Consider the following 19,967-nt stretch of genomic DNA (forward strand, 5'->3'; position numbering starts at 1 on the left):
TTGCCGCGCAACTTTAGTCTTAATCAGTTCGTGGGAACTTTCGCCGCAGGCCAGCTGTCGCCCCGACCCCTCGCGAATCCTTGTCGACATTCCTGTGGGAGCAGAACATGACTCGTCTCCTGTTCTTGTACCGAGTGAATGGGCTCTACAGGACGTTCCCCTGCCATTCGAGAAACCATGGCCCGCCCCGGGCCCGGGAGCGCCGCGCCTGAGCGACGGCGAGCCCTGAACCTTCGCGAATCCGAGGCACGTAGCCCGCACGACGGGTAACGCTGTCGCGCACCCGTATTCGCCATAAAAAAACCAACTGCATGACCGTGCACGCCACCGACCGGGCGCGACGGGCGCCTGCGCCTCGCTCCCGACAGACAGAGGTCAACCATCATGGCCAATTTCAGCAAGTCCGACCTGCAATTCATCCTCCAGCAGATTTTCATCACCGAGGCCCACGCCAAGGGCGCCAGCCTCATCGACCTGCTGCCCAACAGCCAAGTGCCGTTCGGCCTGCGCACCGTCGATGGCAGCTACAACAACCTGGTGACCGGGCAGAGTGAGTTCGGCGCCTCGGACAACGCCTTCCTGCGCCTGATGGATGCCCAGTACCGCGCGGCGTATGCCGGCACCGGCACGGTGAGCGACAGCCAGCCGCGCACCATCAGCAACCTGATCGTCGACCAGACCGCCAACAACCCGGCCGCGGTCGACGCCAACGGCGGCGCCGCTCCGGTGCTCAGCCCCGGCATCGACGGGGTGTTCGGCACCGCCGATGACAAAGAGGTGTTCTTCATCCCCAACCAGTCGCCGGACGTCGGCCTGACCGCCGGCTTCAACGCCTGGATGACCTTTTTCGGCCAGTTCTTCGACCACGGCCTGGACCTGGTCACCAAGAGCAGCAGCCAGATGGTGTTCATCCCGCTGCAACCGGACGACCCACTGTACGTGGCCAACAGCCCGACCAACTTCATGGTGCTGCCGCGTGCCGTGCGCACTGCCGGCGCCGATGGCGTGGTCGGTACCGCCGACGACGGCCAGCCCAACACCACTTCGCCCTTCGTCGACCAGAGCCAGACCTACAGCTCGCACCCCTCGCACCAGGTGTTCCTGCGCGAGTACGCCCTCGACGCGGCTGGTCACCCGGTGGCCACCGGGCGGCTGATCACCAACCGTGACCTGGGCGCCGATGGCAAGTTCGGCACCAGCGACGATGGCAACGGCGAGAACGGCGGCATGGCCACCTGGGCCGTGGTCAAGGCCCAGGCCCGCGACATCCTCGGCATCAACCTGACCGACGCCGACGTGCACCGGGTGCCACTGCTGGCCACCGACGCCTATGGCAACTTCCTGCGCGGACCCAACGGCATGCCGCAGGTGGTGATCCGCGTGGGCAATGGCGCCGATGGCATTGCCGGCACCGCCGACGATGTCACCCAGCTGGTCGAAGGCAACCGCGCCGCGCCCATCAGCCTGGTCAATGCCGTGAGCAGCGGCCATGGTTTTCTCGACGACATCGCCCACAACGCCGAGCCGGTGCTGGTCGGCGGGGTGCTGCAGGCCGATGCCGACAGTGCCGTGGGCAATGCCCAGCCCATGGGCCCGGGCGGCAACAACCTGACCTACGACAACGAACTGCTCGACGCCCACTACATTGCCGGTGACGGCCGGGTCAACGAGAACATCGGCCTGACCGCCGTGCACCACGTGTTCCACGCCGAGCACAACCGCCTGGTCCAGCAGACCAAGGACACCATCCTCGCCTCGGGCGACCTGGCGTTCCTCAACCAGTGGCTGATCGACGATGTGGCCGCCTTGCCCGCCACGCCCGCCGAGGTGGCGGCGCTGGTGTGGAATGGCGAACGCCTGTTCCAGGCGGCCAGGTTCGGCACCGAGATGCAGTACCAGCACCTGGTGTTCGAGGAGTTCGCCCGCACCATCCAGCCACAGATCGACGAGTTCCTCGCCCCCAGTGGCTACGACACCTCGATCAACCCGGCGATCCTCGCCGAGTTCGCCCATGTGGTGTACCGCTTCGGCCACTCGATGCTGACCGAGACCGTCGACCGCTTCGACCCGGCGTTCAACCCGATCCTCAGCGACCCGGACAACCCGGACCAGCAACTGGGCCTGATCGCCGCCTTCCTCAACCCGCTGGCCTTCGCCGGCAGCGGCGCCACCGCCGATGAAGCGGCCGGGGCGATCATCCGTGGCGTGACCCGCCAGCTCGGCAACGAGATCGACGAATTCGTCACCGAGGCGCTGCGCAACAACCTGCTCGGCCTGCCCCTGGACCTGCCGGCGCTGAACCTGGCCCGTGGCCGCGACACCGGCATCCCCTCGCTCAACGAGTCGCGCCGCGAGTTCTACGCCATGACCGGCGACAGCCAGCTCAAGCCCTACATCAGCTGGGTCGACTTTGCCGACCACCTCAAGCACCCCGCGTCGCTGGTCAACTTCATCGCCGCCTACGGCACGCACGCCTCGATCACCTCGGCAACCACCCTGGCCGACAAGCGCGCCGCCGCCCTGGCCCTGGTGCTGGGCGGCAGCGGCGCGCCGTCCGACCGCCTGGACTTCCTCAACGGCAGCGGCGCCTGGGCCAACGTGACCAAGGCCGGCAAGGATGGCGTGCTGGGCACCGCGGACGACCTGAGCGGGGTGACGGTGACCGGGGTCGACGCCATCGACTTCTGGGTCGGCGGTTTGGCCGAGCAGAAGATGCCCTTCGGCGGCATGCTCGGCTCGTCCTTCAACTTCGTCTTCGAGACCCAGCTGGAGGCCCTGCAGAACGGCGACCGCTTCTATTACCTGTCGCGTACCGCCGGCCTTAACTTCGGCGCTGAGCTGGAGAACAACTCGTTCGCCAAGCTGATCATGGCCAACTCCGATGTCACCCACCTGTCCAACACCGTGTTCCTCACCCCGACCTTCACCCTCGAGGTCAACCAGGCCAACCAGTTCACCGGTCTTGGCGGCGACGGTCGCGCCGACCCCACCGGAGGGATCGAGATCAACGGCGTGGAGATCGTGCCGCTGGTCATTCGCGACAACCCCGACACCGTCGGGCCGGACGACAACTACCTGCACTACACCGGCGAGGACCACGTGGTGCTCGGCGGTACCTCGGGCGATGACATCATCCTTTCCGGCGAAGGCGACGACACGCTCTATGGCGATGGCGGCAACGACTACCTCGAGGGCGGCGCCGGCAACGATGCCGTGCTCGGTGGCGCAGGCGACGACATCATCACCGATTCGTTCGGCGACAACCGCCTGGAAGGTAACGCCGGCAACGACGTGATCGTCGCCGGCAGCATGCTCGCCGCCGGCAACCTGATCCTCGGCGGCGACGGCCAGGACTTCATCATCACCACCGAGGACATCAGCACCACCTTCGGCGGCCAGGGCGATGACTTCATCCTCGGCGCCAAGACCAACCTGCCGCCCACCGGCAACGAAGGCGATGACTGGATCGAGAAGGGCACCCAGGACGGCGCGCCGGGCGACAACTTCGCGCCGCTGCTTACCGATGAAGTGGTGGGCAACGACATCTTCGTCGGGGGCGGCGGCTTCGACGAAATGATCGGCGAGGGCGGCGACGACATCTTTGTCGGCAGCGATGCCCAGGACAAGATGGACGGCATGTCCGGCTTCGACTGGATCACCTACAAGAACGACCAGGTCGGCGTCACCGCCGACCTGAGCCTGGCCGCGCTGGCGCAGCCCCATGGCAACGCGCCGAACCAGAACGCCGGGGTGTTCAACCCGGTCGGCGCCTCGCCGGCGTCGATCCTCGATCGCTTCGCCGAGGTCGAGGGACTGTCCGGTTCGCGCTTCGCCGACGTGCTCAAGGGCGACGACGTCGATGCGGTCACCATCCTCAACCATGGCGGCACCACCGGCAGCGCCCTGAGCAATGTCGCGCTGATCCGCGGCTTGGCGCAGTTCCTCGCCGACGCGGGGCTGCCGACCACCGGCTTTGCCACCGGCAACATCCTGCTGGGTGGCAATGGCAGCGACCTGATCGAGGGCCGTGGCGGCGACGACCTGATCGACGGCGACAAGTGGCTCAACGTGCGTATCGCGGTCTACGCCGCCGATGACCTCGAGCACACCGGGCCTGAGATCGCCAGCTTCGACAGCATGGTCGAGATGATCCCGTTCATGCTCGACCGCACCTACAACCCCGGCCAGCTCAAGGCCATCCGGGAAATCCTGCCCGGCACCTCGACTGGCGGCGCGGCCTTCGACACCGCGGTGTTCTCCGGGGTGCAGGCCGAGTACGTGGTGACCCAGGACACCCGCGGCACCGCCGACCTGGCGGACGATGTGTGGACCGTGGCCGATACCGTGGCCGGGCGTGACGGCACCGATACCCTGCTGCACATCGAGCGCCTGCAGTTCGCCGATGCCCAGCGCGTGCTGGTGCCGGGGCTGAACGCGCAGCCGACCGGCAGCCCGAGCCTCAGTGACGGCAACGGTGGCGCGATCACCGTGGGCGATATCCTCAGCGTGAGCATGGCCGGGGTGCGCGACGGCGACAACGTCACGGCGGGCAACCCGCTGGGCACCCTGGCCAATGCTTCGGTGTCCTACTACTGGCAGTTCGAGGCCGACCCCGGCAGCGGTGTGTTCGAGGACATCATCCTGCTGCCGGCCGGCGACCTGGCGTTCCAGAGCGCCGATGGCACCGCGTTCAAGGTGTCGCCGGACCTGGTCGGCCTGTCGCTGCGGGTCAAGGCGATCTACCAGGACGCCCACGGCACCACCGAGGTGCTGTTCAGCGCGCCCACCACCGTGGTCGAGGCCGGCGCGCCGGTGGTGCCGACCGCGCCCACGCCGGTGGTCGATGCCAGCGCGGGGGGCGAGGGCCTGCACATGGTCCGCTCCGACCTCAACTTCATCCTCGCCCAGATCAAGATCGCCGAAGCGGATGCCGCCGGGCAGGACATCCTCTCGCTGATCCCCAACATCCGCGCGCCCTTGGGCCTGCGCGCGGTCGACGGCTCGAACAACAACCTGATGAACCTCAATGGCCATGACCACACCGAGTATGGCGCCGCCGACAATGTCTTCCCGCGCCTGACCGACCCGGTGTTCAATGCCGCCGAGGGCGCGCCCGCCGGGTTCTTCGGCCCCGGCTCGCCGGCCATCCCCGGCTCGTCGTACCAGCAGACCAGCGGTTACGTGTTCGACTCAGAGCCGCGCACCATCAGCAACCTGATCGTCGACCAGACCTCGAACAACCCGGCGGCCTACGCCAGCGCCTACGACCCCGGCGCCAACGGCGTGCTGGACTTCGGCACGCCGGGCAACGACGACCAGCTCAAGGACGGTGTGCGGGTCGTCGCCAGCCCCGGCATGGACGGCCAGTTCGGCACCGGCGACGACCATGATGTCTTCCTGTTCGAGAACACCTCGGCGGATGCCGGGCTGTCGGCGCCGTTCAACGCCTGGATGACCTTCTTCGGCCAGTTCTTCGACCACGGCCTGGACCTGGTCACCAAGGGCGGTTCGGGAACCATCTTCATTCCCCTGCAGCCGGACGACCCGCTGTACGTGCCGGGCGGCGCCGCCAACTTCATGGTGCTGACCCGGGCCACCAACCTGCCGGGGCCGGACGGCATCCTCGGCAACGCCGACGACATTCACGAGCACACCAACACCACCACGCCGTTCGTCGACCAGAACCAGACCTACAGCTCGCACCCCTCGCACCAGGTGTTCCTGCGCGGCTACCAGCTCAGCGCCAGCGGCCCCATCGCCACCGGCCGGCTTATCACCAACCGCGACCTGGGCGCCGACGGCAAGTTCGGCAGTGGTGACGACAGCGAGATCGGTGGCATGGCCACCTGGAAGGTGGTCAAGGCCCAGGCCAACGACATCCTCGGCATCCACCTGACCGACGCCGACGTCGACAACGTGCCGCTGCTGGCCACCGATGCCTACGGCAACTTCATCAAGGGGCCGCATGGCTATCCGATGGTGGTGATGAAGGGCGCCGACGGCTTGGGCGGCACCGCCGATGATGTGCTGGTCGAAGGCAACCCGTTGGCGCCGATCGACCTGACCAACGCCGTGCGCACCGGCCATCAGTTCCTTGCCGACATCGCTCACAATGCCGTGCCGGTATCCATCGGTGGCGTGCTCGCGCCGGATGCCGACAGCGCCACCGGCAACGCCGTGCCGGTCAATCCGCACACCGGTGCCAACCTGGCCTACGACAACGAACTGCTGGACGCCCACTACATCGCCGGCGATGGCCGGGTCAACGAGAACATCGGCCTGACCGCCGTGCATGCGATCTTCCACTCAGAGCACAACCGGCTGGTGGCGCAGACCCAGGACACCGTGCTCGACTCGGGCGACCTGGCCTTCCTCAACGAGTGGCTGCTGACCCCGGTCAGCGCCTTGCCCGTCAGCCAGGCCGAGATCGACGCCCTGGTGTGGAACGGCGAGCGACTGTTCCAGGCGGCCAAGTTCGGCACCGAGATGCAGTACCAGCACCTGGTGTTCGAGGAGTTCGCCCGGACCATCCAGCCGCGCGTCGACCTGTTCTTCGCCCCGACCCAGGTCTACGACGTCGACCTCGATGCCTCGATCGTCGCCGAGTTCGCGCACACCGTGTACCGCTTCGGCCACTCGATGCTGACCGAGACCGTCGACCGCTTCGACATCGACTTCAAGGTGATCGGCGATCCGGCCAGCGCCAACCCCGAGCAGCAGATGGGCCTGATCGCGGCGTTCCTCAACCCGCTGGCCTACGCCGCCAGCGGCGTGACCCCCGAGGAGGCAACCAGTGCCATCGTGCGCGGGGTGACCCGCCAGGCCGGCAACGAGATCGACGAGTTCGTCACCGAGGCGCTGCGCAACAACCTGCTCGGCCTGCCACTGGACCTGCCGGCGATCAACATCGCCCGTGGCCGCGATGTCGGCATCCCCTCGCTCAACGCCGTGCGCCGCGACATCTTCGGGCAGACCGGCGATACCCAGCTCAAGCCGTACACCAGCTGGGTCGACCTGGTGCAGCACCTCAAGCACCCGGAGTCCTTGATCAACTTCATCGCCGCCTACGGCACACACGGCTCCATCACCTCGGCCACCACCCTCGACGGCAAGCGCGCCGCGGCCCTGGCCCTGGTGTTCGGTGGCGCGGACGCGCCGTCCGACCGCCTGGACTTCCTCAACGGCAGCGGCAGCTGGGCCAACGTGACGCTGGCGGGCAAGGACGGGGTGCTGGGCACTGTCGATGACCTCAAGGGCGTGACCGTGACCGGCGTCGATGCCATCGACCTGTGGATTGGCGGCCTGGCCGAGGCCAAGACCCCGTTCGGCGGCATGCTCGGCAGCACCTTCAACTTCGTGTTCGAGAACCAGCTGGAGAAACTGCAGGACGGTGACCGCTTCTACTACCTGGAGCGCACCGCCGGCCTGTCAATGAACGCCGAGCTGGAAAGCAACTCGTTCGCCAAGCTGATCATGGCCAACACTTCGGCCACGCACCTGCCGGGCCTGGTGTTCTCCGACCCCGGGTTCTACCTGGAGCTGGACCGCAGCAAGCAGTACAACGACGGCCTGGGCAACGCCGACCCGCTTGGCGACAACGGCCAGCAGGTGGTGTTCCGCGACAGCCCGCTGACCGTCGGGCCCGACAGCAACTACATCCGCTATGCCGGTGACCAGCACATCGTGCTGGGCGGCACCCAGGGCGACGACATCCTCGTCTCCAGCGAAGGCGACGACACGGTCTGGGGCGACGGCGGCAACGACCGTATCGAAGGCGGCTACGGCAACGACCAGCTGCGCGGCGGTGCCGGCGACGACATCATCAGCGACATGGGCGGCGACGACAACATCCAGGGCGGCGACGGCAACGATGTGCTGCATGGCGGCAATGGCGTCAACCTGATCATCGGCGGCTTCGGCAATGACTTCATCGTCACCGGCGAGGATGCTTCCGAGGCCATCGGCGGCCAGGGCAACGACTTCATCCTCGGCAGCAAGGCCAACGAGCAGGACATGGGCAACGAAGGCGACGACTGGATCGAGAAGGGCACCTCGGACGGCGCCCCCGGCGACAACTTCGACCCTCTCGGCAACGATCCGGTGATCGGCAACGACGTGTTCGTCGGCGGCAACGAGAACGACAAGTTCAACGGTGAAGGCGGCGACGACATCATGGTCGGCAGCCTCGGTTTCGGCGATCGCTACATCGGCGGCTCCGGCTATGACTGGGCGACCTTCAAGGGGCTGGCCCAGGGCGTGACCGTCGACTACAGCGACCGCTTCTTCGATGTGCCGCCGGTACCGGGCTCGGGGGCTTCGGCGCTGGTGCGCTTCGACATCATGGAAGGCCTGTCGGGCTCGGCGCACGGTGACTTCCTGCGCGGCGACAACGAGGACGCCACCTCGCTGCCGACCGCCGGGGCCACCGGCAGCGTGCTCACCAACATCAGCCTGATCAACGGCCTGGCCGGGCTGCTGCCTGTTGGCGCGACCTTCTACGACGGTGGCAACATCATCCTCGGCGGCAGTGGCAGCGACCTGATCGAAGGGCGTGGCGGCGACGATATCCTCGACGGCGACAAGTGGCTGAACGTGCGCATCAGCGTGCGGGCCAACAGCGACGGCAGCGGGCCGGAGATCGCCTCGTTCGACAGCATGGAGCCGATGGTGCCACTGATGCTCAAGGGCACCTACAACCCCGGCCAGCTGGTGATCGTGCGGGAGATCCTCAGCGGTACCGACCAGTACGACACCGCGCTGTTCTCCGGCATCGCCACGGACTACCGCATCGTCGTCGAGGGCAACACGGTGATCGTCACCGACACGGTGGTCGGCCGCGACGGCGTCGATCGCCTGACCGGCATCGAGCGTCTGCAGTTCGCCGACGGCGCCCAGGCTTCCGGCGTGGGCAGCGCGCTGAACAACGGCCCCAGCGGCCACCTGGCGATCGTCGACGATGCCACCGGTCTGCGCGATGACACGCCCGTGGCCGGGCAGTTGCTGCGGGTCAGCGACCTGGCGGTGCATGACGCCGACAACCAGGGCGCGAGCAACCCCAGCGGCGCGCTGAGCGGGCCGGTGGCCTACTACTGGCAGGTGGAGAACATCCCCGGCACGGGCGTCTACGAGGACATTACCTTCGTCGCCGCCGGCGAGGTCTCGCGGGCGATCGGCAGCACCTACCGGGTGGCGGACGATGTCGCCGGCCTGAACATCCGCGTGCGGGCGGTGTACCAGGACGCCAAGGGCACCCTGGAGATCGTCGACTCCTCGGCCAACAGCGCGCCCAGCAGCGGGCCCGCCGTGGCCGGGCTGCTGGTGCAGAACCAGGTGCTGAGCGCCAACCCGGCGACCATCGTCGACGCCGACGGCATCGGCAGCGCGCCGTTCACCTTCCAGTGGCAGATGAACAACGGCGCGGGCTGGGTCGATATCGCCGGTGCCACCGCCAGTACCTTCACCCTTGGCCAGCCCCAGGTCGGCCAGCATGTCCGGGTGCAGGTGGGCTACGTGGACACCTTCGGCGTGGCCGAGCGCGCCGCCTCCGACATCCTCGGCCCGGTGGCCAACGTCAACGACGCGCCGACCGGCACGGTGCTGATCAGCGACACCACGCCGGACCAGGGGCAGTTGCTGACCGCCTCGACCGCCGGCATCGCCGACCTCGACGGGCTGGGCGCCTTCAGCTTCCAGTGGCAGCAGGGCGTGGGCGGCATCTTCGTCGACATCGCTGGCGCCACCACGGCGAGCTACACCCCGGGCTTCGCCCAGGGCAACCAGCAACTGCGGGTGATCGTGCGCTACACCGACGGCTTCGGCGCCCAGGAAACCGTGACCTCCGCCGCGACCACGGCGGTGCGCCTGCTGACCGGCGTCACCCTGGTGGGCACCAATGCGGCGAACACACTCACCGGCGGCGCTGGCAACGATGTGCTGCGCGGCCTGGGCGGCAACGACACGCTCAATGGCCTGGGCGCGGTGGACCAGCTGTTCGGTGGGGCGGGCAACGACATCCTCAACGGCGGTGACGACGCTGACTTGCTGTTTGGCGAGGACGGCAACGACACCCTCAACGGTGGCCTTGGCGCGGATGCCATGGACGGCGGCCTCGGCAACGACACCTTCGTGGTCGACAATGCCGGCGACAGCGTTGTCGAGGCGGCTGGTGGTGGTACCGACCTGGTGCAGACCAGCCTGCTCAGCTATCAGCTCGGCGCCAACATCGAGAACCTCACCTTCACCGGCAGCGGCAACTTCACAGGCTTCGGCAACACGCTGGCCAACACCCTCACCGGCGGGGCCGGCAATGACCAGCTCGATGGCGGTGCCGGCGGTGACCGGATGGTGGGCGGTGCCGGCAACGACACCTATATCGTCGACTCCACCTCGGATGTGGTGGTCGAGGCGGGTGGTGGCGGCATCGACACCGTGCTGACCGCGCTGGCCAGCTACAGCCTGAGCGCCAACGTCGAGAACCTGACCTACACCGGCGTCGGCAACTTCGTCGGCAACGGTAACGGTCTGAACAACGTCATTACCGGTGGTGCCGGCAACGATACCCTCAGTGGCGACGGCGGCAACGACACCCTGCTCGGCAACGCCGGCAACGACACGCTCAACGGCGATGCCGGCAACGACCAACTGATCGGTGGCCTCGGCGCCGACAGCCTGAACGGCGGTGGCGGTGACGACAGTCTCGACGGCGGGGAGGGCGATGACACGCTCAATGGCGGTGTCGGCAACGACACGCTGCAGGCCGGGGCGGGCAACGACAACCTCGACGGTGGCGTCGGCATCGATGTGGTGGTCGGTGGCGATGGCAACGACACGGTGCTGGGCGGTGGCGGCAACGATGTCGTGCAGGGCGGCAACGGCAACGACTTCGTCGATGGCGGGGCCGGTGACGACATCGTCAGCGGTGGTGCCGGCAACGACTCGCTGGTGGCCAACGACGGCAACGATATCTTCCAGTTCGCGGCAGGCTTCGGCACCGACCAGGTGTTCGGCTTCGACGCCGCCCCGGCAGGGGGGCAGGACCGGCTGGATATCACGGCGCTGAGCATTACCGCGGCGAGCTTTGCCGTCAGTGTCAGCATTGCCGATGTGGGCGCCGATACGCTGGTCAGTTTCGGGGGGCCTGACTCCATCCGCCTGGTCGGGGTGGGGGATGCGACCAGTGTGACGGTGGCGGACTTTATTCTCGCGTCTTGAGGGAGGGCGATGTGTTTGGCGAGAGAGTTGTAGCGCCTATGCGATCGAGCGCCGCCCGCGCGGCGCATCGCGGCACAAGGCCGCTCCTACATTTGTTGCAACGTGCCGAACCTGTCAGGCCATGGTTGCCTGCCTTTGTGCCCACGCTGAAACCGCGCCGTACTCACAAGGCGTACCAGGTGATGGCACAGGATTGACTGGCCCGAAACAGATGTAGGAGCGGCCTTGTGCCGCGATGCGCCGCGCGGGCGGCGCTCGATCTCGAGAGCGCTGCAAGACTATCGCCTGGCACCAGCCCCCCCACACCCGCTCAAAAGTCATAACTCAGGCTGGTGTAGTAGAACGCCCCCTGCGCCCCTTCGGGGCTGGTGATCGAATACTTCTGCACACCATACAGCTGCGCGCCCTCGAGCTTGTCGGGGTGGCTGTCGAACAGGTTGATCGCACCCACCGACAAGGTCAGCCCCAGCCCGAAACGGTAGGCCACGTCCAGGTCGGTCACCCACTGCGCGCCGAAGGTCTGGTCCAGCGCCGGGTTGGCGGCGTTGCGGTTCTGCCACTGGCCGTAGCGGCGTTGGGCCACGGTCACGTTCCAGCCCTGGTACTGCCAGTTGGCGCTCAGGGTCAGCTTGTCCTTGGGCGTGCCGTCCTCGATCAGCCCCTGGGTGTTGCGGCCGATGATCTGGTTGCCGGCAATGCCGCCGACATCGTCCAGCCCGGTGATGCGGGTGTTGGTGCGGGCATAGCCGCCGTTGAGGTCCAGCCGGCCCCAGGCGCCGAGGTCGAGCTGGTAGTGCCCGGCCAGTTCGATGCCGTCGGTGCGGGTGTCGGCGATGTTGCTGTAGAACGCCGCGCTCTGGATATTGGCGTAGGGCGTGCCGGCGAAGATCGGCCCGACCACCGACGCCGGCAGTTGGTCGGACAGGGTGATGCGGTTGTCGATGTCGATGCGATAGGCGTCGACGGTCAGCGACGCGTTGGCCAGCGGGCGCCACACCAGGCCGACCGAGAAGTTGGTCGACTCCTCGGGCTTGAGCGCCTTGCCGCCCAGCAGTTGCGCTTCGGGGCTGTCGGCGCGCAGGGTGCGCTGTTGCACCTCGACCCAGTTGCCGCTACCCGGCGGTTGCTCGACCACCTGCACGCTGAACGACGACAGCCCCGACTGCACCAGGGACGGTGCGCGGTAGCCGGTGCTGGCGCTGGCCCGGGCGGCGATCTCGGGGGTGAAGTCGTAGCGCAGCGACAGCTTGCCGTTGGTGGTGTCGCCGAAGTCGGAGTAGTGCTCGCTGCGCAGGGCGAAGCCGGCCTGGAGTTGCTCGGTGATCTGCCCTTCGAGGTCGAAGTAGGCGCCGATCACCCGGCGGTCGAGGGAGGCGGCGTCGACCTGGGTAATGCCCGAATAGTAGCCGGGGATGCGCCGCCCGGTCAGTGGGTCGACGGTGTTGAACAGCGGCCCGTTCTGCCAGCCCTGGGCGTCGCCGGCGCTGAGCTGGTAGTTCTCCTCGCGCCAGGCCAGGCCGGCGGACACCGTCAGTGGCTTGAACAGCAGGTCGGTGGCGAAGTCGCGGGTCCAGTCCAGGGTCAGGTTGGTCTGGTCGGCCTCGCGCCGGCCGGTGTAGATCGTCGAGGCGCTGGCCGTCCCCCAGCTGGGGTTGATGGCATCGCGGTCGGTGGAGTCGAGGCGGTTGTTGCCATGGTTCAGGGCCAGGTCGAAGTGCCCGAGGGTCTCGTCCTGGTAGCGCAGGCCGCCGGTGACGGCATGGTCCTCCAGGCCGTAGCGGGTGATCGGCAGGCGCCCGTCCGGGTAGCGCGCCAGGGCCACGCTACCGTAGTTGCTGCGCAGGGTGGTGGGCGGGTCGAAGAAGTTCTCGGCGTCGGTGTTCTTGTGCGCGTAGGTGGCCAGGCCATAGGCGCTCAGGCCATCGCCCAGGCCCATTTCGGCGTTGGCGGTGAAGTTGTACTGGTCCGAGACATTGCCCGAGCCCCAGCGCCAGTTGCGGTAGCGGTTGTTCTGCTCACGCGCAGTGTTGGTGCTGGTGGAGCCGGGGTAGAAGATCCGGTTGTCGTCGCGGGTGTCGCTGGCCGGGTCCTGGCTGCCGGCGTCGAAGGCCAGGGTGAGGAAACCGTCGTTGGGCAGGGCGAAGCCTTTCCAGCCGCTGAGCTTGCGCTGCAGGCCGTCGCCCTTGTCGTAGCCGCCGAAGCGGTAGCCGAGGTTGCCGCCTTCGTCGCGCTCCTTGAGCACGATGTTGATCACCCCGGCGATGGCGTCCGAACCGTACTGGGCGGCGGCGCCGTCGCGCAGGATCTCCACCCGCTCGACCGCCGCCAGCGGAATCAGGCTCAGGTCCACCGCCGCCGCGCCGCGGCCGTTGGCCAGGCCCTGGCGGGTGACGTTGGCGCTGGTGTGGCGGCGCTTGCCGTTGACCAGCACCAGCACCTGGTCGGAGGCCAGGCCGCGCAGCGAGGCGCCCTGGGCGATGGAACCGGCGAAGGCGCCTTGTGGTGATTGCGGGTAGTTGAACGAGGGCGACAGCGCGGTGAGGGCGCCGGACAGGTCGCGGGCGCCGGTTTCCTGGAGCTTTTCGCCGCTGAGCACGTCCACCGGGGCGGCGCTTTGCAGGGCGGTGAGGTCGCTGCGGTGGGTGCCGACCACGACCACGGTGTCGAGGCGGTCGGTGGGTTCGGCGGCCAGCGCGGGCACGGCGATGCTGCCGATGGCCAGGCTCAGGGCCAAGGGGGTGTGGTGGGGCATGGGGCTGTCCTTTTGAAGGGCAATGGGGCCTCTGCGAGGCCCTTTCGCGGCACAAGGCCGCTCCTACAGGGGCCGCGCAAACCCTGTAGGAGCGGCCTTGTGCCGCGAAAGGGCTGCGCAGCAGCCCCAGGGGGCAGAAAAATCAGAACCGGCTGGTAATGCTCATCCCCACGGTGCGCGGGTCGCCGTAGGTGATCACGTACTGCCCGGCACCGCCGTTGGGCCGGCCATGCACCTGGTAGCGGCGGTCGGTGAGGTTGTTGACGAAGCCGGTGACGCTGAGCTTGTCGTCGGCGCTGAACCAGCTCAGGCGCGCATTGGCCAGGGTGTAGTGCGGCTGGCTGAGGGTCTCGTCGGCACTGCTCTGGCGGTCGGCGAGGAAGTACTCCTTGTCGCGGAAACTCACATCGCCACCGGCTACCACGCGGCCGGGCACGTCCAGCGGCAGGGTGTAATCGGCGCCCAGCGACACCACGTTGCGTGGTGAGCGCACGAAGCTGTTGCCGCTGTAGTCGCCGGTCACCGCGCCAGTGGTGGGGTTGGTGTTCTTGAAATCGGTGTACTCGGTGTCGAGGAACGACACGGCCGCGCGCAGGTGCAGGCGTTCAGTGGGCTGGCCCTCGATCTCAAGCTCGGCGCCCTTGACCTTGCCCTTGGCGCCGTTGGTCAGGGCGGTGGTGAGCACGCCGTTGTTGACCGTCAGCAGGTTTACCTGGATGTCCGAGTAGTCGTAGTAGAAGACGTTGGCGTTGACCGTCAGGCGCCGGTCGAACCACTCGGACTTGAGCCCCAGCTCGTAGGCGTCCAGTTCTTCCGGATCGACCGTGGTCAGCTGCGCCAGGCTGGTGGAAAGCCCCGTGTTGAAACCGCCGGAACGGAAACCATGGGCATAACGGAAGAACACCCGCAGGTTGTCGTTGATGCGGTATTCCGGGGTCAGGTCGTAGGTCCAGGCTTCCCAGGTCTTGTCCTGCTGGCGGTTGCCGTTGCTGCCAACGCCGGCGATGGGGATCAGCGGGCCGTTGGCGCTGGCGCGGGTCAGCTGCACCAGGTCCAGGTCGATGTCCTTCTTCTCCTGGGTCCAGCGCAGGCCGCCGGTCACGCTGAAGTCGTCGGTGAAGTCGTAGGTGAGGTTGCCGAACAGCGCGTAGCTGTCGGTGCGATGGTCGAAGCCCAGGTCGCGAAACGCCGTGCTGCCGACCTGGTTGGAGCCGCTGCCGTTGGGTGTCGGGCCCGGGGTGACGATGCGCTGCGAGGCGCTGTCGAGGTCTTCGTGGAAGTAGTGGGCGCCGAGCAGCCAGTGCAGAGAACGGTCCTCCGGCGAGGCCAGGCGCAGTTCCTGGGACCACTGGCGATAACGGTTGTCGGTAATCGAGGCGCCATTGACCTCGTAGGGGGTGTAGTCGGCGTCGGTGGTGGAGCGGTTGCGGATGTCGTCGTAGGCGCTGATCGAAGTCAGGGTGTAGTCGCCCAGGTACCAGTTGAAGGTCAGCGAGGCGCCGTCGTGGTCGAGGCGGTAGTCCTCGTTGATGTTGAGCGAGATATCGCGACCACCGGGACGCTCATAGCCGACGTTATAGTAGCGGCCCACCGGCAGCGAGCCGTTGCTGCCGTCGCCCTTGAACTGGCGGCTGTGGATCTTCAGCAGGGCGTCCAGGTCCGGGTTGAGCTGGGCGAGGAACTGCAGGCGCACCGCCTTCTTGTTGACGTCGCCGTAGCTGTTGCCGTCGAAATCGTTGTGCTGGAAGCCGTCGCGTTCCTCGGAATACAGCGACACCCGGCCGGCCAATTTGTCGTCCACCAGGGTACCGCCGAGGGCGCCGTTGAGGATGCGCTCGTTCTTGCTGCCGAAGCCGACCGTGCCATAGCCGTCAGTGTCGAAGGTCGGTTTCTTCGAGATCACGTTGACCGCGCCGGCGGTGGTGTTCTTGCCGTACAGGGTGCCCTGCGGGCCGCGCAGGATCTCGATGCGCTCCAGGTCGAACAGCGGACCGCCGCCGGCGATGGGCGCGTTGAGGTAGACGTCGTCGGCGTAGATGCCCACCGGGTAGACCGTCGCCGCACCGGTGTCGCCGGTGCCCAGGCCACGGATGTACCAGCGCGGGCGGCCGTCGCCGTCGGGGTTCTTGGCCGAGGCGTTGGGCACGAAGGTGGTGATGTCGCCCATCGAGCGCACACCGTCGGCGACCAGTTGCGTGCCCTTGATCGCCGACACGGCCACCGGCACTTCCTGCAGGGTCTGTTCGCGGTGCTGGGCGGTGACGGTGACGGTCTCCAGGGCCGGCTCGGTCTTGTTCTCGTCGGCGGCGAAGGTGTGGCTGGCGGTGCTGCCGAGCAGTAGCGCGAGGCTGATCTGGCGGGCTAGTGGATGGCGCTGGTGCATGTGGAATCTCCCCGAGTGAACGCGTTGTTGGGGAGGACAGAGCAGGGACTGTGCCAAGCTCGTAATACACTGTTTTTATTCGTATTTATTGGTCTTTCAAGCGGTCGGTGCGGATGCTGCAGCAGTGGGGTGTTTGGCGGGTGTTGCTGGGGCAGCAGGGCCGCCCCAATCGCGGGGCAAGCCCGCTCCCACGCCCCCGTGATGCGATCAGACAGCCAATCGCGAGGTGGAGCCGATCACCTGCTCCAGCACGCTCGAATCGATCCACTCGCGCACATTGATGCGCCGCGGGATGAACCCCCAGCGATGAAGGAATTCGCTGAAGTCCTGCAACGCCGCGATGGAGCGGCCATCCAGCGCCGTGCGCAGGCGCCGGTGGGCATCCTCGCCATAGGCCGCCGCCACCCAGTACTCGCTGGTGTTCAGCTCGCGGGCGAGAAAGCGCCGGGTGTCCTCGGGGTTGGCCCAAGCCCATTGCTCGGTGCGCAGCACGGTGTCGACCAGGGTGCGGCTGGCCTCGAAATGCTCGTGCAGCAGGTGGGTGTCCACTGTCAGCGTGCGCGGCGTGCCGTTGTTGCTGCGGATCAGCGGGTCGGGGTGGCTGCCGGTGTCGACCACCACCCGCAGGCCGAACTCGTGGGCCAGCTGTACCGCGTGGGCGCCCTTGAGGAAGATCGCGTCGATGTCGCCGCGCAGCAGGCCGATCAGCTCGTTGTTGCGCCGACTCACGCGGCGGGTGTCCAGCGCCACCTCCGAGCCGTACAAGTGCTGCTTGGGTTCATCGCTGTAGGTGCCGCCGTAGGGGTAGTCGACCAGCTCGACGTCGGCCACGTTCAGGCCTTCGAGCTTGAGCGCGTTCTCCAGGCCGCGCAGGGCCTGGGCGCGGGTGAAATCGATCTGCACGTTGGCCCACTTGGGCAGGCCGAAGCGGCGGTTCTTCAGGTCGCGGATGCCGCGTACGCCGCTTTCTTCAGTGGTGAGGATCAGCTGTACCTCGTCGATCCAGCTCAGCCCCAGCACCCGGGTCTCGACGCCGCTGGCGTAGGCCCAGATCGCCGGGATGCTGCCGCCGTGGCGCACCGAGTTCTGCAGGTGGTGGTCGTAGTGGGCCTCGCGCACCTCGCGCTCGCTGGACTCGCGCAGCGACTGGATGCGCGTGCCGAACGGCGCGAAGGCCTGGGCCAGGCGCCCGGACTGCACGGCGATGCCAAGGCCGGTGGGTACCGGGCTGTGGGTGTACCAGAGGGTTTCCAGGGGCTTGCTCATAAGGCGACGGGTTTCCTGTCCATGGCAGAAGGGGCGGCAAGCAGCGCGTCCAGCGGCTGCCGGTCGATCCAGTCGCGCACCGCGAAGCTGGCCGGGATGAAGCGCCAGCGCGCGAGGAACTGCACGAAGTCCTGCAGCGCGTCGATGGCCTGTTCGTCCAGGGCGGTGCGCAGGCGCAGGTGGGCGTCATTGCCATAGGCCACGCCGACCCAGTATTCGCTGCTGTTGGTTTCGCGGGCGAGGTAGCGACGGGTCTCGTCCGGGTGCTGCTGCGCCCAGTGCTCGGCGCGCAGCACGCTGGACAGCAGCGTGCGGGCCACCTGCGGGTGCCGTTCGAGCAGATGGCTGTCCACCGCCAGCGTGCGCGGCGTGCCGTTGTTGCTGCGGATCAGCGGGTCGGGGTGGCTGCCGGTGTCGATCACGGTGCGCAGGCCGAAGGCGTGGGCCAGTTGCACGGCGCTGGCGCCCTTGAGGAAGATCGCGTCCACCTCGCCGCGCAGCAGGCCGGCCAGCTCCAGGTTGCGGCCCTCGCCCTGGCCGGTGGACACCGGCGTGCCGGCGACATTGCGCACCGGACGGTCGCTGAAGGTGCCGTGGTAGCGGTAGTTGACCAGTTGCAGGTCGCCCACCTGCAGGCCGTGCAGCTTCAGGGCGTTTTCCAGGCCGCGCAGGGCCTGGGCGCGGGTGAAGTCGATCTGCGCCGCGCTCCAGTCGGGCAGGCCGAAGCGCTGGCCCTTGAGGTCCTGCACCGTGTGGATGGCGCTGTCCGGGCGGGTCAGGATCAGTTGCGCCTCGTCGGCCCAGGACAGGCCGAGCACACGGGTCTCGCGGCCCTGGGCGCGGGCCCAGATCGCCGGGATGCTGCCGCCGTGACGCACCGAGTTGCGCAGCGTGTGGTCGAAGTGCGATTCGCGCACGGCCTGTTCGTCGGCTTCGCGCAGCGACTGCACGCGGGTACCCAGAGCGGACAGGTCCTGCTGCAGCCAGCCTTGCTGCACGGCGATGCCCAGGCCGGTGGGCACCGGACAGCGGGTGTACCAGAGGGTGTCGAGGGGTTGGCTCATGGTCGTTCTCCTCAGGCGCTGGCCTTGAGCGGCGTGGCGGCGGCCTGCTGCACCAGCGGCAGGACTTCCTGGCCGATGCGCAGGGCCTCTTCCAGGTGCGGGTTGGCCGCCAGGATGAAGGTCGAGAAGCCGGCGTCGCGGTATTCGGCCAGGCGCTCGGCGATGTTCTGGTGGCTGCCCACCAGGCCCACGGTCGGGCCGGGCTTGGCCTTGGCGAAGCCGGCCCAGAGATTGCGCGCCAGCTTCAGTTCGTCGAAGTCCTGCAGGTGCTGGTGATAGGCTGCCTGGCGCGCGCCGCCGACCGAGTCGGAGCCGCTGGCGAAACCCTTGGCAATGGCGCTGCTTTTGCCTTCGAGGCGTTCGAACTGCTGGCGCAGCTCGCGCCAGGCCTGCTCTTCGGTTTCGCGGGCGAACAGGTCGACGCGCAGGCCGAAACGCACCGTGCGGCCCTGCTTGTCGGCCAGTTCGCGCACCCGCTCGAGATGCGGCTTGAGCTTGTCGATCGGCTCGGCCCAGTTCAGGTAGACGTCGGCGTGGCGGGCGGCGACCTCCAGCGCGGCGTCGGAAAAGCCGGAGAAGTACACCCCGGGCTTGCGCTCGTGGGCCAGGCCCGGCGGCAGGCTGCCGTGCTCCAGGCGGTAGATGTCGCCTTCGTAGGAGAAGCTGTCGTTGGCCCACAGGCCCTGGATCACGTCGAGGAATTCGCCGGTGCGCTTGTAGCGCAGGTCGTGTTCGAGGAAGTCGCCGTTGGCGCGCTGGCTGGCCGGGTTGCCGCCAGTGATGATGTTCCAGTCCAGCCGCCCGCCGCTGAGGTTCTGCAGGATCGCCGCCTGCTGCGCGGCGTAGGCCGGCAGGGTCCAGGTGGCCTGGAAGGCGATCAGGAAGCGGATGCGCCGGGTCTCGCGGGCCAGGGCCGCGGCGGCGATCCATGGCTCGGGGCCGGTGGGCAGCAGGGCGCCTTCGAAACCGGCCAGCTCGGCGGCCTTGGCCACCTGGGCGATATAGTCGATGTAGGTGAAACCGTCGGCCTCGCCGCCGGGCAGGCGGCCGGGGGCGATGTGGCCCGGGCGGTGCTGCGGGTTGCCACGGGTGTGGCGATCGGTGGAGAGTTGCGGGCCGTCGGTGCCCAGGGGCAGGCGCCAGAAGAATTCGGTGGTCATGGGGGCTCCTGAAGGGGAGGTGGTCGATGGGGAGGGTGGTGCAACGGCTGTGCCATGGCACTGCAGGGCCGGAACGGCGTGGGGTGGCAAGGGTGGGGTGCTGCTGTGGCAGCAGTCAGGCAGCAGCCGTT

Annotated in this window: 6 protein-coding genes; 1 reads left to right on the plus strand and 5 read right to left on the minus strand. The window is 67.8% G+C overall.

Translation table 11 applies throughout. The features are described from left to right. The first annotated feature begins 384 nt into the window (after positions 1 to 384). Complete coding sequence (locus AC0MAZ_RS13525; protein ID WP_475858148.1) at positions 385 to 11,211, plus strand: peroxidase family protein; 10,827 nt, start codon at positions 385 to 387, stop codon at positions 11,209 to 11,211. Between the two features lie 310 nt (positions 11,212 to 11,521). Here the strand turns inward: AC0MAZ_RS13525 and AC0MAZ_RS13530 are convergent, their stop codons facing one another. The 5 genes from AC0MAZ_RS13530 to AC0MAZ_RS13550 all read right to left on the minus strand — a co-directional run bounded on the left by AC0MAZ_RS13530 (position 11,522) and on the right by AC0MAZ_RS13550 (position 19,836). Further along, entirely contained in the window at positions 11,522 to 13,963 is a 2,442-nt protein-coding gene (locus AC0MAZ_RS13530) for a TonB-dependent receptor plug domain-containing protein (protein WP_475858149.1), read from the minus strand. 142 nt (positions 13,964 to 14,105) lie between these two features. Further along, entirely contained in the window at positions 14,106 to 16,346 is a 2,241-nt protein-coding gene (locus AC0MAZ_RS13535; protein WP_475858150.1) for a TonB-dependent receptor, read from the minus strand. Between the two features lie 207 nt (positions 16,347 to 16,553). Beyond that, entirely contained in the window at positions 16,554 to 17,612 is a 1,059-nt protein-coding gene (locus AC0MAZ_RS13540; protein WP_475858152.1) for an ABC transporter substrate-binding protein, read from the minus strand. After that, positions 17,609 to 18,676, minus strand: a complete 1,068-nt coding sequence (locus AC0MAZ_RS13545; RefSeq protein ID WP_475858154.1) for an ABC transporter substrate-binding protein — start codon at positions 18,674 to 18,676, stop codon at positions 17,609 to 17,611. Before AC0MAZ_RS13545 ends, AC0MAZ_RS13540 begins: the two co-directional genes overlap by 4 nt. Before the next feature lie 11 nt (positions 18,677 to 18,687). After that, positions 18,688 to 19,836 carry an LLM class flavin-dependent oxidoreductase gene (locus AC0MAZ_RS13550; RefSeq protein WP_203647277.1) on the minus strand — a complete coding sequence of 383 codons (1,149 nt, stop codon included), beginning with the start codon at positions 19,834 to 19,836 and terminating at the stop codon, positions 18,688 to 18,690. Between the last annotated feature and the right edge of the window lie 131 nt (positions 19,837 to 19,967).

The sequence above is a fragment of the Pseudomonas sp. A genome (assembly GCF_056270345.1).